This is a genomic window from Jeongeupia sp. HS-3, assembly GCF_015140455.1.
GTDB lineage: Bacteria > Pseudomonadota > Gammaproteobacteria > Burkholderiales > Chitinibacteraceae > Jeongeupia.
The window spans coordinates 2403925-2417772 of the sequence record NZ_AP024094.1 but is presented as its reverse complement, the minus strand read 5'-3'; the positions used below and the strand labels follow the sequence as shown (position 1 = coordinate 2417772).

Annotated in this window: 7 protein-coding genes, 2 tRNA genes and 3 rRNA genes; 11 read left to right on the top strand and 1 reads right to left on the bottom strand. The window is 58.6% G+C overall.

The features are described 5' to 3' along the window. The first annotated feature begins 5 nt into the window (after nucleotides 1-5). The 11 genes from JLC71_RS11555 (at nucleotide 6) to rrf (ending at nucleotide 13114) form a co-directional block, all read left to right on the top strand. Entirely contained in the window at nucleotides 6-866 is an 861-nt protein-coding gene (locus tag JLC71_RS11555; RefSeq protein WP_200915559.1) for a beta-1,6-N-acetylglucosaminyltransferase, read from the top strand. A gap of 24 nt (nucleotides 867-890) precedes the next feature. Further along, nucleotides 891-2156 carry a hypothetical protein gene (locus JLC71_RS11550; protein WP_200915558.1) on the top strand — a complete coding sequence of 422 codons (1266 nt, stop codon included), beginning with the start codon at nucleotides 891-893 and terminating at the stop codon, nucleotides 2154-2156. Between the two features lie 3 nt (nucleotides 2157-2159). Next, complete coding sequence (locus tag JLC71_RS11545; RefSeq protein ID WP_200915557.1) at nucleotides 2160-2846, top strand: hypothetical protein; 687 nt, start codon at nucleotides 2160-2162, stop codon at nucleotides 2844-2846. Next, nucleotides 2843-3385, top strand: coding sequence for a GNAT family N-acetyltransferase (locus JLC71_RS11540; protein WP_200915556.1), 543 nt, complete (start codon nucleotides 2843-2845; stop codon nucleotides 3383-3385). The genes JLC71_RS11545 and JLC71_RS11540 overlap by 4 nt, the downstream gene beginning before the upstream one ends. Then, the gene (locus tag JLC71_RS11535) at nucleotides 3385-6213 is read left to right on the top strand and encodes an AAA family ATPase (protein ID WP_200915555.1); all 2829 of its coding nucleotides are present in this window, start codon (nucleotides 3385-3387) and stop codon (nucleotides 6211-6213) included. The genes JLC71_RS11540 and JLC71_RS11535 overlap by 1 nt, the downstream gene beginning before the upstream one ends. 2 nt (nucleotides 6214-6215) lie before the next feature. Further along, the gene (locus tag JLC71_RS11530) at nucleotides 6216-7367 is read left to right on the top strand and encodes a THUMP domain-containing class I SAM-dependent RNA methyltransferase (RefSeq protein ID WP_200915554.1); all 1152 of its coding nucleotides are present in this window, start codon (nucleotides 6216-6218) and stop codon (nucleotides 7365-7367) included. A gap of 602 nt (nucleotides 7368-7969) precedes the next feature. Then, a 16S ribosomal RNA gene (locus JLC71_RS11525) occupies nucleotides 7970-9503 on the top strand. Between the two features lie 61 nt (nucleotides 9504-9564). Continuing rightward, nucleotides 9565-9641: transfer RNA gene (locus JLC71_RS11520), tRNA-Ile, on the top strand. Nucleotides 9642-9680: 39 nt separating this feature from the next. Beyond that, a tRNA-Ala gene (locus JLC71_RS11515) sits at nucleotides 9681-9756 on the top strand. A gap of 231 nt (nucleotides 9757-9987) precedes the next feature. Then, a 23S ribosomal RNA gene (locus JLC71_RS11510) occupies nucleotides 9988-12880 on the top strand. 121 nt (nucleotides 12881-13001) lie between these two features. Continuing rightward, nucleotides 13002-13114, top strand: a 5S ribosomal RNA gene (gene rrf, locus JLC71_RS11505). The 16S, 23S and 5S rRNA genes sit together here with 2 tRNA genes alongside, the layout of an rRNA operon. Nucleotides 13115-13240: 126 nt before the next feature. Here the strand turns inward: rrf and JLC71_RS11500 are convergent. Then, nucleotides 13241-13843, bottom strand: a complete 603-nt coding sequence (locus JLC71_RS11500; RefSeq protein WP_200915553.1) for an NAD(P)H-hydrate dehydratase — start codon at nucleotides 13841-13843, stop codon at nucleotides 13241-13243. Nucleotides 13844-13848 lie beyond the last annotated feature (5 nt).

The following is a 13848-nucleotide window of genomic DNA, read 5'->3' as shown; positions in this document are numbered from 1 at the left end:
CCGCAATGCGGTTGGCCTATCTGATTCTCGCCCATGCCGCGCCGGCCCAGCTGGCGCGGCTGATCGCCCGGCTTAACGCGCCGGGCGTCTGCATTTACGTCCATGTCGATGCGAGTACGCCTGCCGAGGTGTTCGCCGCGATGTGGGCCACGGCACCGGACGGGGTGCGCTGGATGACCCGGCGGCCCTGTCGCTGGGGCGGTTTTTCGCTCGTTGCCGCCACCTTGGACTTGATGCGCGCGGCGCGTGCCGACGGTTGCGACTGGCAGGTGCTGCTCTCCGGCGCCGATTACCCGCTCAAATCCCACGACGAGATCGTTGCTCGGCTGCAAAGTGGCGAGGCGCTCGGCTATCTGGATGTGCGCGATACGGCCGAATTCGACGTTGGCTATCGCTGGCAGGCATGGCATCCCGAGCGCTTCAACGGCCGTCTGCCGGGGCGGATTCTGCAGAAAGCCCAGCGCGGGCTGGCAAAAATCGGCCTGTGCCGACGCCTGCCGGCGCCGCTGCGTGCGGTCTGGGCCGGCTCGCAGTGGTGGATGTTGTCCGCCGCCGCCGTCGATGCGCTGCTGCACTTGTGTGATGAGCACCCGGAAGTCATCGATTTTTTCCGCAGTACGCTGGTGCCCGACGAGATGGTCGTGCAGACCATGCTGATGCATACGCCGTTGGCTGAGCGGCTGTGCCGCGATTCCTTGCGTTATCTGCTCTGGTCACCCGGCGCATGGTCGCCGGCAACGCTGACCGACGCCGACCTGCCCGATCTGCTGAATACCGATGCGCTTTTTGCGCGAAAATTTGCCGCCGACGGCGCGCTGACCACCCGGCTTGATGCCGCGCGGACTGCCGCTGCCGCCCGGATCTAGAACGAGACCCGTAGAACGAATCCGATGGAATCGACGCTCGACGATTTTTTTGCCCCCGGCTTTGTGCCGGCCGATCTTGGCCCGCTCGCCGGCTTGTTGCGTGCGCGCAATGTACTCAACGCCTTCATCACGCTGTTTCGCGGCGGCGAGGACGAAGTCCTGGTGCGCCTGTTGGTACTGCGTGAAATCGGTAGCCGCGCCGCTGCGCCGCGCTGGTCGCCGCAGGAGCTGCAGGCGCATTTTGTCTATCTGAACCCGGTGAAGCTGGAAACCGTGCTGGCTCGTTTGCGCCACAACGATCTGCTGGTCTGGGATAGCGATGCGCAGCTGTACGCGGTGTCCGAACCGGGGCGGATCGCGCTGGCCGCCGTGGCCACGCTGACGCAGTTCTCCGGCGAGGACGCCGAGCTCGGCTACCTGACCGCACAGGTTGCCGCCGGCCAGGCGGTCGGCGAGGTTTCGTCCGAGTCTATGCAGCATCTGTTGGCGCGGTTGAACGAGCTGTATGCCGATTTCGAGGCGGCGCTCGAATCGCAATCGGAGTTCCGCATCCGCAGCGCGCGCGAGAAGCTCGACAGCGTCTGGCGCTGGGTCGAGAAAGGGACCGAGGTGATGCGCGAATTGCTCGCCGACGACACGCTCGATCTGCCGGCGCTGAATCTGGCGCAGTCGATCGCCTATGCGCAGAGCCGGATGCTGCGGCTCACCGGGGTATTCCAGCGCCGTTTGTCCGAACTCGCCGCGCAGCGCGTGCATCTGGGCGAATCCGGGCTGACCTCGACCAATGTCGCCGACTGGCTGCGCAGCCAGAGTCAGGACGCATTGGCGACACTGGCCGACGGCCTGCTGAGTTTTCATCCCGAGCCGCTGTTCGCCACCAGTGACGAACTGCTCGATATCGCCGAGTTTGAAATCACCGGGCGCGTGCGCACGCCGACACACGTGGGCGAGCTGCCGACCTCGAGCGCCGCGCCGCTGGTCGGCGAACTCGAAGCTGAACGGCTGCTCGCCGCCGAGGCGCTGTACGAAGAACTGGCCGCGCTGGCCAGCCTGGGTCTGCCCGCGTCACTGACCGATTCAGTGGTCGCCGACAGTTACCATGAAACCGCGTATCGGCTCTCGCTGCTCGCGCTGCTCGGCGACGCCGATGCGGCGCTGGAGCAAAGCGTGGTCGCCGATCTCGTCAAACTGCCCTTGCGGCTTGAAACCGACGCCGAGGTCGAACTGCTCGACCATCCGGAAGTCGCCACCATCACCCGCGGCCGGCTGATGCCGCTGCGTAGCGAGTAAGTCATGGACCAAGCGCTCAATATTCTGACCGCGCGCCTCTTGGCGCATCGATTCCTGCCCCGTCGCGACCCGCTGGCGCGGCGCGCGCTGGTCGACGAAGCCTTCCGCGAAAGCCTCGAGCACCGGCTCGGCGACGTCGGCCTGCATCTGCTGGAAAACCCGTACGCCGAATACATCGCCGTCGGCCTCAAGCCCGAAATGGAAGACTGGGTGTTCGGCGAAGGCGAGCAATGGCTGTCGAACAATATGGGCTTGCCGCGCGACGCGATCGCGCTGCTGGTGGTGGTGTGGGCGCTGATCGTGCTGCCCAAGCGCGAACGGCAGATTTCGCGTGCCGAGGAAATCGGCGATACCCAGACCGATATGTTCGGCGCCGAGAAGCCGATTTCGCACGGCGACGACGTCTCGGTCGGCGTACCCGAGGATGCGGTCTACGCCGATTTCGGTCGCCAGCTTGGCGGCAAGATGCGTTTCACCACCAACCTGGGCCAGCTTGCCAAGCTCGGCTTTGTCGTCCGCCGCAACCGGATGATCCTGGAAGGGCCGCTGCTCGACCTGATGATCGACTACGGCAAGCTCGCGCCGCGCATCATCAACGGCGCACTGGCCGATGTGCTCAAGCTGTCGGGGACGCGGATTGCGGTTGATGCGGTCGATGCCGAGGATGAGCTTGGCGAGGTGCTGGAGTGATCTCGCTGCGAATGCCGGCAGCGCCGGATGCGCCGTTCTGGGCCGGCCTGCGTGCCGAGCCATCGGCGCAGGCTTTCATGCCTTTTGTCGTGTCGACGCTGGTGCAGTTGGGCGAGCGGCTCGTCAACGGCGCGACGCCGATCGAACTGGATCGGGAACATGAACTGCTGCGCGTCGTGTGCGATGGCGACGAGCGCGTGGGACTGATCGGTGCCCGCCAGCGTTCGTCGACGATGCGTACGGTGGAGTTGTCCGTCCATATTGCCGAATCTCATCGCCGTCGAGGCTTTGGCGTATTGGCGCTTGAGGCCTGGATCAATGAATTATTCGAGGCGGGTTATCGTCGGCTGTGGGCGACCGTCTCGGTAGATAACCACGCATCCTGCGCATTGTGGGGCCGCTTGGGCTTCACGCAGGAAGGCGTGCTGAGAAAGCACTATCTGATTGGCGAAAGAGAAGTCGATCAACTGATTTATGGCTTGTTGCGCAGTGAAAGCATGGCTGCGCAGCAATCGCCCACCGTGTTCAAGGAAGTGTGATGTTTCAGATTCGCGAACTCGAAATGGTCCATTGGGATTTCTGGCAGGCGATCAAGGTGCCACTGGATGCCCAGATCGTGACCGTCGTTGGCCCGAACGGTTCGGGCAAGACCACCCTGCTGGATGCACTGCGCACGCTGCTGGGGCTCAAATGTTCCGGTCGGCGCGATTACAAGCGCTATGTGCGCAACAACAAGGAAAACATCGCCTGGTTACGTTGCGTGGTGAGCAATCCACGCCGTGAAGCCGGCGGGCTGTTTCCGACGCTGTTTTTCCCGGCCACCGCCGACGAAATCACGCTGTTTTGCCGGATCAAGAAGCAAGGCGGTGACTGGGTGCGCCAGTACGCGATCGCCGATGGCCGGATCGAACTGGTGCCGGGCACCGAGTCGCTGTTGAACTGGATCGGCGTGAATGAATACCGCCGCCGGCTGGAGTCGGCCGGGCTGACGCCGGCGATTGCCGAGGTGCTGGCGCTGGAGCAGGGCGATACCGACAAGTTGTGCGAATACAGCCCGAAAACGCTGCTGGATCTGGTGTTTCAGGTGTTCGGCGACAAGCAGGTGCTCGATTACTACCAGGAAGCCAAGCTGCGCCTGACCGAGGCCGAGGACGAGCTGGGCAAGATGGAGCAGCAGGCCAGCCAGCTCGGGCTCGATGTCGAGCGGCTCAAGCTGCGCGCCAACAATCACCTCGAATGGCGCACGCTGCAGGAAAACGCCGTCCGGCTGGAAAGCCGTGTGGTGCCGGCGCTGCGCTATGTCGAACAATGGGGCACGTTGCGCGGCCAGCATGATCAGTGGCGGGGGGCGCATCGCGTGCTGCGCGAGCGACTGCAGGCACTGGCGACGCTGGATGTCGGCTACCGCGAGCTGGAAACCAGTCTTGCCGGTTCGCGTGACGTCGAACGCGCGGCGCAGGCCGAGAATGACGCGGCCTATGCCGAATTCCAGGCCGCTCGTGACGCCGCGCGCGATACCGAGAAGCTGCTGCAGGAGGCCGACCGTCTGCGCCGGCTGGCCGAGGCCGAGGACGGTGCCGACGCGGTCGCGCTGAACGACAAGCTCGCCGCGCTCAAGGATGAAGAAGGTGCGGTGCGTCTGGCGATCAAGCAAGCCAAGATCGAGCGGCAGACGCTGACCGATACGCAGACCATGCTGCAATCGGGCCGTGCACCGCAACCCGATTTCGTCCGCAATATGCGCGCTGCGCTCGACCAGGCATCGATCCCGCACCAGCTGCTGACCGAGATCGTCGAAGTGCGCGATCCGCAGTGGCAGGAGGCGGTCGAGGCGCTGCTTGGGCCGTCGCGCCACATCATCCTGCTCAACCGCAGCAGCGACAAACAACGTGCGTGGGAGCTGGCGCAACAGCTGCGCTACCGGCACTTCATTGTCCCCGACCGCGAGCCGGTGCCGCGTGCGCGCACAAACAGCATGCTTGAGGTCGTCGATTTCAACGCGGACGTGCCGGACTGGCTGGCCGGTCTGCTCAACCGCACCCAGCGCGCCGATTCGGTCGCGCATGGCCAGAAGCTCGACGGCGACTGGATCACCCGCGATGCCTTCCACAAGGAACGCCGCGGTGCGCGCGACATCAGCGTGCGCAGCAGCGATTACGCCTTTGGCGAAGGTGCGCGGCAATCGCGCAGTGTGGATGCCATCCGCCGTTTGCGCGAAATCAACGATGCGCTGCTGGCCGATGAAGCGAGGCTGGTCGCGCTGACGCGTGACATCAGCAGTATCCAGCAGGCCTTGATGGGCATGCAGGCGGTGGTGCAACTGGCGGCGCGCCAGGATGAATTTGCCGCCGCGGCGGCACGTTTTCACGATGAGCAAACGCGGCTGCAAGACGCCGGCGCGCGCCTGGCTGCGGCGCAGTCGGCGTGGCAAGGGCTGCGCGATGCACGTGAAGAGCAGCGCATCGCCTACGAGACGCAGCGCCGCCAGCGCGAGCAGCTCGAACAGCAGATCGCCGAGTTGCGCGAGCAGTTGACGCGCCAGCGCGATGACCTTGGTAAGCAGCTGCGCTCGCTGCGTGCCGCACGCCAGCAGTTGCCGGCCGAATATGTCGCCGCCGAGCATTTGCAGCGGCTGGCCGCGAAGTACGACACGGTCAAGGACGTGCAGCGCGAGATCGATCGCATCCGCTTCCTGCTCGACAATCAGGAGTGGGAAGCCGACGAAACGATACTGGCGCGGCGCGACAAGCTCGCCGCCGACTACGCCGGGATCGAGCGCGATACCGATCAGCACCGCCGTGACGTGGTTCGCACCCGTGAGCTGACCGACGATGCCCGCGCCGCCTATATCAACAAGTTGCGCGCGACGGTGCGTGCCTATGGTCGCAACGTCAAACGGCTGGGTGAGCTGGCGGGGATTGATGTCGAACTCGATACTCCGCATCTGGAAAACGATGACACCGTGCTGGCCCAGGCCGGGTTGACCGCGCGCTTCAACTTCGACCAGAAGGGCATGATGGGCCTGAACGATGGCGAAGCCTCGGGCGGCCAGCAGGTGATGAAATCGCTGATCCTCCTGATCGGACTGATGATGGACGACGCCAATACCTCGGGCTTCGTGTTCATCGACGAACCGTTCGCGCATCTGGACATCTTCAACATCGACCGCGTCGGCGGCTTCCTCAAGGCCACGCAGGCGCAGTATCTGATCACCACGCCGCTGACCCACAACACCAACGTCTACGGCCCGTCCGAGCTGACACTGACGACGCGCAAGAAGCAGCCCGGCCAGACCTGGGCACCGCTGATCATGCAAACGCGTCGTCGCATCGCCGAACGTGCTCTTGAAACCGCTACCGGAGTTTGACCGTGCAACTGTTCAGTTTTTTTGCTTCCTGCCCGCGTGGTCTTGAAGGCGTTCTTGCTTCTGAGCTGACCGAGTTGGGGGCGAGCGCCGTCAGCCCGACCGATGGGGGGGCGACCTTCGGCGGCACCTGGCCGCTACTGATGCGCGCCAATCTGCATTCGCGCATCGCCAGCCGGATTCTGTGGAAGCTTGAAGAGCGCGCCTACGTGCGCGAAGACGATCTCTATCGTCTGGCGATGAAAATCGATTGGCCGGCGCTGTTCAGTGTCGACAAAACCATCAAGGTCGGCGTCACCGCGGTGAAGAGCCCGCTGCGCAGTACCAATCTCGCCGCGCTCAAGGTCAAGGATGCGATCTGCGATCGTTTCCGCCAGATCGACAATACCCGGCCATCGGTGGATACGCAGGAGCCGGACATGCGTATCCAGCTGTACCTGACCGACAGTGTGGCGACGATTTATCTGGATACCTCGGGCGAAGCACTATTCAAGCGTGGCTATCGAGTCGAATCGGTCGAAGCGCCGCTGCGAGAAAACCTGGCCGCCGGCATCTTGGCCTTGTGCGGCTGGCAAATCGATGAGCCTTTGTATGACCCCATGTGCGGCTCGGGCACCTTTCTGATCGAAGCCGCGCTGAAGGCACGCAATATCGCACCAGGCAGCCGCCGCACGTTTGCGTTCCAGTATCTGCGTCAACACGACGACCAGGCCTGGCAGGCGCTACGCCTTGAGGCTAAAAACGCCGAGCGCAACGATCTGCCGTTGCAGATCAGCGGTAGCGATGTCTCGTCGACCGCACTGCTGCATGCGCAGGCAAACCTCGCCGCAGCCAAGCTTGATGATGCGGTGAGCCTGAAGCAACTCAATATGCTCGACGCCAAGGCGCCAGCGGCCGCAGGTTTGCTGCTGACCAATCCGCCGTACGGGATTCGTCTCGACGAGCAAGACAAACTGCTCGCCGCCTACCCGGAGTGGGGCAATGTGCTGAAGCAACGCTTCTCCGGTTGGCGCGCTTACTTCTTTACCGCCGACCCGATGCTGGCCAAAGCGATCCGTCTGCGCCCGTCGCGCAAGACGCCGCTATTCAACGGCGCGCTTGAGTGCCGCTTGCTTGAGTTCAAGCTGATCGCCGGCAGCAATCGCGGCCACGACTGAAGCGCATATATACATATGTAAAGTCATCACAACGCCACCTTCGGGTGGCGTCGTCATTTCTGCACTGGCCGACTGTCTGGGTGCATCGATTTCGATATTGAACGTAAAACGGGCGGCCTTTCGGGCCGCCCGTTGGCTTTTTGGCGCCGCTGATAGGACGGCTGCCGCCGCAAACCGCCCGCTATCCGGCCGAATGCTGACGATTTTTATGCCATTGGTCTTGTTTTGTCAGCTTTGGCGGTGGGGTTTGCCGGGTAGTGCGAAAGAGTGGGATTTGGGTGCAGTAAAAATTCGCTGTCCGATCAGTGGCTTAGCGCCTTGGTTGCGAATTTGTTGCGAGGGGGTGTTGACGCAGGAGAGGGAAGTGCTTAAAGTTGCGTTCTCTGCTGATGACGCAGCGAAAGAAACGAAGCGAAACCCGCCGAGTTTACCGAGCGAAGTGTTCAGAAGCAAGCGATCTTTAACAAATTACAGCCGATGAGTGTGAGTGCTTGATGGGTGCATCAAGTACTTGCACTTAGATGATAGAAAGTAAATCTGACCGCTTCGGTGGTTGGGTGAGTTTTTTTGAGTTAACGCAAGTGCGCAATTATTCAGTGATTAAACGAAAGAGTTTGATCCTGGCTCAGATTGAACGCTGGCGGCATGCTTTACACATGCAAGTCGAACGGATTTGAGGGGCTTGCTCCTCAAGTTAGTGGCGAACGGGTGAGTAATACATCGGAACGTGCCCAGTAATGGGGGATAACCTGCCGAAAGGCAAGCTAATACCGCATACGCCCTGAGGGGGAAAGTGGGGGATCGCAAGACCTCACGTTATTGGAGCGGCCGATGCCTGATTAGCTAGTTGGTAGGGTAAAAGCCTACCAAGGCAACGATCAGTAGCGGGTCTGAGAGGACGACCCGCCACACTGGGACTGAGACACGGCCCAGACTCCTACGGGAGGCAGCAGTGGGGAATCTTGGACAATGGGCGAAAGCCTGATCCAGCAATGCCGCGTGGGTGAAGAAGGCCTTCGGGTTGTAAAGCCCTTTTGTCAGGGAGGAAATCCTGGCCCCTAATACGGGTCGGGGATGACAGTACCTGAAGAATAAGGACCGGCTAACTACGTGCCAGCAGCCGCGGTAATACGTAGGGTCCAAGCGTTAATCGGAATTACTGGGCGTAAAGCGTCCGCAGGTGGCTTGTTAAGATCGATGTGAAAGCCCCGGGCTCAACCTGGGAACTGCATTGATGACTGGCTCGCTAGAGTACGGCAGAGGGGGGTGGAATTCCGCGTGTAGCAGTGAAATGCGTAGATATGCGGAGGAACACCGATGGCGAAGGCAACCCCCTGGGCTGATACTGACACTCATGGACGAAAGCGTGGGGAGCAAACAGGATTAGATACCCTGGTAGTCCACGCCCTAAACGATGTCTACTAGTTGTTGGGCTTTTCGGAGCTTAGTAACGCAGCTAACGCGGGAAGTAGACCGCCTGGGGAGTACGGCCGCAAGGTTAAAACTCAAAGGAATTGACGGGGGCCCGCACAAGCGGTGGATGATGTGGATTAATTCGATGCAACGCGAAAAACCTTACCTGGTCTTGACATGTCTAGAATCCCGAAGAGATTTGGGAGTGCCGTAAGGAGCTAGAACACAGGTGCTGCATGGCTGTCGTCAGCTCGTGTCGTGAGATGTTGGGTTAAGTCCCGCAACGAGCGCAACCCTTGCCATTAGTTGCTACCATTCAGTTGAGCACTTTAATGGGACTGCCGGTGACAAACCGGAGGAAGGTGGGGATGACGTCAAGTCCTCATGGCCCTTATGACCAGGGCTTCACACGTCATACAATGGTTGGTACAGAGGGTCGCGAAGCCGCGAGGTGGAGCCAATCTCAGAAAACCAATCGTAGTCCGGATCGCAGTCTGCAACTCGACTGCGTGAAGTCGGAATCGCTAGTAATCGCGGATCAGCATGTCGCGGTGAATACGTTCCCGGGCCTTGTACACACCGCCCGTCACACCATGGGAGTGGGTTTTACCAGAAGTAGCTAGGCTAACCCTCGGGAGGCCGGTTACCACGGTAGGATTCATGACTGGGGTGAAGTCGTAACAAGGTAGCCGTAGGGGAACCTGCGGCTGGATCACCTCCTTTAAAGATAATGCCTCATTAAGCATTCACACTCATCGGCTGTAGGTTAGAGATACGGAGAACTGGGTCAGTAGCTCAGTCGGTTAGAGCACCGTCTTGATAAGGCGGGGGTCGCTGGTTCGATTCCAGCTTGACCCACCATTTGCTTTTTTAGTGAATGACAAGACAGTTTGATCCGATGGGGGCATAGCTCAGTTGGGAGAGCATCTGCTTTGCAAGCAGAGGGTCGTCGGTTCGATCCCGTCTGCCTCCACCATTTTAGTTTTCAGAACTAAGTTTGCTGATGTTGGTGTAGCAATTTTAGTTCTGACTGCTTCAGTTGGACGAGAATTTATTCTCTGTATCGCTCTTTAACAAGATAGAAGAAGTAAGACTCAGATTTATTCAGTAATGAATGGGTTTGATTGCATCGAGTTTTGAATTCGAGAACTTTGAATTCGAGTCGCAAACATAACTGTAATCTTGAACTACGCGTTTGAGGTTATAGGATCAAGCGAATAAGTGCATCTGGTGGATGCCTTGGCGATTACAGGCGATGAAGGACGCGGCAGCCTGCGAAAAGCTGCGGGGAGCTGGCAAACGAGCTTTGATCCGCAGATATCCGAATGGGGGAACCCACACCTTTTGGTGTATCCATGACTGAATACATAGGTCATGTGAAGCGAACCCGGCGAACTGAAACATCTAAGTAGCCGGAGGAAAAGAAATCAACCGAGATTCCCAAAGTAGTGGCGAGCGAAATGGGAAGAGCCTGTACGTGATAGCGATTGTCTTAGCAGAACGGAATGGAAAGTCCGGCAATAGTGGGTGATAGCCCCGTATGCGAAAAGATAAACGTGGTACTAAGCGTACGACAAGTAAGGCGGGACACGAGAAATCCTGTCCGAAGATGGGGGGACCATCCTCCAAGGCTAAATACTCGTAATCGACCGATAGTGAACCAGTACCGTGAGGGAAAGGCGAAAAGAACCCCGGGAGGGGAGTGAAATAGATCCTGAAACCGGATGCATACAAACAGTGGGAGCGGACTTGTTCCGTGACTGCGTACCTTTTGTATAATGGGTCAGCGACTTACGTTCAGTAGCAAGCTTAACCGAATAGGGGAGGCGCAGGGAAACCGAGTCCGAATAGGGCGATTAGTTGCTGGGCGTAGACCCGAAACCAAGTGATCTATCCATGGCCAGGATGAAGGTGCGGTAACACGCACTGGAGGTCCGAACCCACTAATGTTGCAAAATTAGGGGATGAGCTGTGGATAGGGGTGAAAGGCTAAACAAACTTGGAAATAGCTGGTTCTCCCCGAAAACTATTTAGGTAGTGCCTCAAGTATCACTAACGGGGGTAAAGCACTGTTATGGCTAGGGGGTCATCGCGACTTACCAAACCATTGCAAACTCTGAATACCGTTAAGTGCGAGCTTGGGAGACAGACATCGGGTGCTAACGTCCGGTGTCAAGAGGGAAACAACCCAGACCGCCGTCTAAGGTCCCAAATGATCAATTAAGTGGAAAACGAGGTGGGAAGGCATAGACAGCCAGGATGTTGGCTTAGAAGCAGCCATCATTTAAAGAAAGCGTAATAGCTCACTGGTCGAGTCGTCCTGCGCGGAAGATGTAACGGGGCTCAAATTGATAACCGAAGACGCGGATATGTACGTAAGTACATATGGTAGGGGAGCGTTCCGTAAGCCTGTGAAGGTGGCTTGAGAAGGCTGCTGGAGGTATCGGAAGTGCGAATGCTGACATGAGTAGCGTTAAAACGGGTGAAAAGCCCGTTCACCGAAAGCCCAAGGTTTCCTACGCAACGTTAATCGGCGTAGGGTGAGTCGGCCCCTAAGGCGAGGCTGAAAAGCGTAGTCGATGGACAACAGGTTAATATTCCTGTACCGATTCTGAGTGCGATGTGGGGACGGAGAAAGGTAGGTCAGCCATCTGTTGGAATAGGTGGTTTAAGCGTGTAGGTGGGGGATTTAGGCAAATCCGGATCCCTGTTAACACTGAGGCGTGATGACGAGGTGCCATTGGCACTGAAGTGATTGATCCTATGCTTCCAGGAAAAGCCACTAAGCTTCAGCTCAGAATTGACCGTACCGCAAACCGACACTGGTGGGCAGGATGAGAATTCTAAGGTGCTTGAGAGAACTCAGGAGAAGGAACTCGGCAAATTGACACCGTAACTTCGGGAGAAGGTGTGCCTCTGTAGCGTGAAGCGACTTGCTCGTGGAGCGTGAAGAGGTTGCAGTGAAAAGGTGGCTGCGACTGTTTATCAAAAACACAGCACTCTGCTAACACGAAAGTGGACGTATAGGGTGTGACGCCTGCCCGGTGCCGGAAGGTTAATTGATGGGGTGCAAGCTCTTGATCGAAGCCCCGGTAAACGGCGGCCGTAACTATAACGGTCCTAAGGTAGCGAAATTCCTTGTCGGGTAAGTTCCGACCCGCACGAATGGCGTAACGATGGCCACACTGTCTCCTCCTGAGACTCAGCGAAGTTGAAGTGTTTGTGAAGATGCAATCTCCCCGCTGCTAGACGGAAAGACCCCGTGAACCTTTACTGTAGCTTTGCATTGGACTTTGAAGTGGTTTGTGTAGGATAGGTGGGAGGCTTTGAAGCAGAGACGCTAGTTTCTGTGGAGCCGTCCTTGAAATACCACCCTGACCCCTTTGAGGTTCTAACCTTGGTCCGTTATCCGGATCGGGGACCGTGCATGGTAGGCAGTTTGACTGGGGCGGTCTCCTCCCAAAGTGTAACGGAGGAGCTCGAAGGTTACCTAGGTACGGTCGGACATCGTACTGATAGTGTAATGGCACAAGGTAGCTTGACTGCGAGACTGACACGTCGAGCAGGTGCGAAAGCAGGACATAGTGATCCGGTGGTTCTGTATGGAAGGGCCATCGCTCAACGGATAAAAGGTACTCCGGGGATAACAGGCTGATTCCGCCCAAGAGTTCACATCGACGGCGGAGTTTGGCACCTCGATGTCGGCTCATCACATCCTGGGGCTGTAGCCGGTCCCAAGGGTATGGCTGTTCGCCATTTAAAGTGGTACGTGAGCTGGGTTCAAAACGTCGTGAGACAGTTTGGTCCCTATCTGCAGTGGGCGTTGGAAATTTGAGGGGGGCTGCTCCTAGTACGAGAGGACCGGAGTGGACGCATCTCTGGTGTACCGGTTATCACGCCAGTGGTATCGCCGGGTAGCTAAATGCGGAATAGATAAGCGCTGAAAGCATCTAAGCGCGAAACTAGCCTCGAGATGAGATTTCCCTAAGGCCTTGAGCCTTCTAAAGGGTCGTGGAAGACCACCACGTTGATAGGTCGGGTGTGGAAGCGCAGTAATGCGTTAAGCTAACCGATACTAATTGCCCGTGCGGCTTGATCCTATAACCTGAACCGCGTGGTTCGGGTATGATGCGACAGGCTCGTAAATATCAAACCCGAGTCATTACTTCTTCTATCGAATTCAGAGATATGACTAATACAGTCGTAACTCCACCAGTTACGTCTGGCGACCATAGCGAGTTGGTCCCACGCCTTCCCATCCCGAACAGGACCGTGAAACGACTCAGCGCCGATGATAGTGCGGGTTCCCGTGTGAAAGTAGGTCATCGCCAGACTCCCCATAGAAAACCCCCCTGCAGAATGCTGCAGGGGGGTTTTGCTTTATGCGCGCAAAAGAGAAGGGCGCGACAGAAGGGCCGCCGCGCAGCAAAGCGCCGGATCAATCGCGCTGATAAGGCAAGTCACCGATTCAGAATGAACCGGATGGGGTCGATCAATTCACTCGTACATAAACCGAGGCCATTAGGATGGGTGCATCGCCATTCATCAGCGGCCACTCCGTGTACAAATACGCCCCTTTGCGCGGCTTCCAGTGGCGCCAGCCCTTGTACCAGCAAGGCGGCAATGAGGCCACTGAGTACATCGCCTTGCCCTGCTGCGGCCAGGGCGCCGTTGCCTGAGGCATTGATACTCAAACCTTGCTCATTACCACAAATCGTCCCCGAACCTTTTAGTACGATGGTGCAGCGAAATTGTGCGATAAGCAGCTGTGCGGCGGTAAGTCGGTCTTGTTGAACTTGCCTAGTCTCGACCCCTAGCAGTCGTGCGGCTTCTGCTGGGTGAGGTGTGATGATGGATGGTGCTTGGCGTTGCTGGAGTCGACTTTGCAATGCGGGTGATTGTGCGAGCAGGTTGAGTGCGTCGGCATCAAGCAGCAAGGGCAGTTTGCTGTCCAGCAAACTGCGCAATAGGTCTGCGGCGACGTCGCTTTGTCCGAGGCCCGGCCCGATGGCTGCGACGCTAATATCGGTTTGTTTTGCGAGTTTGATCCCGGCCCGGAGCATCAGCT